The 664-nt window shown below is 66.3% G+C and carries 1 pseudogene; it reads left to right on the top strand.

Going from position 1 to position 664, the window contains the following annotated elements:
* Positions 1–664 (top strand): annotated as a pseudogene (locus tag ABTU92_RS29125) (FHIPEP family type III secretion protein); the annotation flags it as partial.

Raw genomic sequence — 664 nt, 5'->3', positions numbered from 1 at the left:
GCCGTCGGCGTGATGACCATCCTGGTCGTGCTCATCCTGCCGCTGCCGCCGCTGCTGCTCGACTTCGCGCTCGCGGTCTCGATCATCACCTCGGTGCTTCATCCACACGCCGCTGGAGTTCTCGGTCTTCCCGACCGTGCTCCTGATGTCGACGATGCTGCGGCTGTCGCTCAACCTCGCCTCGACCCGCCTGATCCTGTCGCACGGCCACGAGGGCACGGCCGCCGCCGGCCACGTCATCGAGGCGTTCGGCAACTTCGTGATGGGCGGCAATTTCGTGATCGGCATCATCGTGTTCACGATCCTCGTGATCGTGAACTTCGTGGTGATCACGAAGGGCTCGGGCCGCATCGCCGAGGTGGCGGCCCGCTTCAACCTCGACGCCATGCCGGGCAAGCAGATGGCGATCGACGCCGACCTCTCGGCCGGCCTGATCGACGAGAAGGAAGCCCGCGTCCGCCGCAAGAATCTCGAGGACGAGAGCTCGTTCTACGGCGCCATGGACGGCGCCTCGAAGTTCGTGCGCGGCGACGCCATCGCCGGCCTGCTCGTCGTCTTCATCAACATCATCGGCGGCATCATCATCGGCATCGCCCAGCAGGGCATCTCGTTCGCCGAAGCCGGCCGCACCTACACGCTGCTCACCGTCGGCGACGGCCTCGTC

The sequence above is a fragment of the Rhodoplanes sp. SY1 genome (genome assembly GCF_046000175.1).
Taxonomy (GTDB): domain Bacteria; phylum Pseudomonadota; class Alphaproteobacteria; order Rhizobiales; family Xanthobacteraceae; genus Rhodoplanes.
This window is presented reverse-complemented; position numbering and strand designations above follow the sequence as displayed.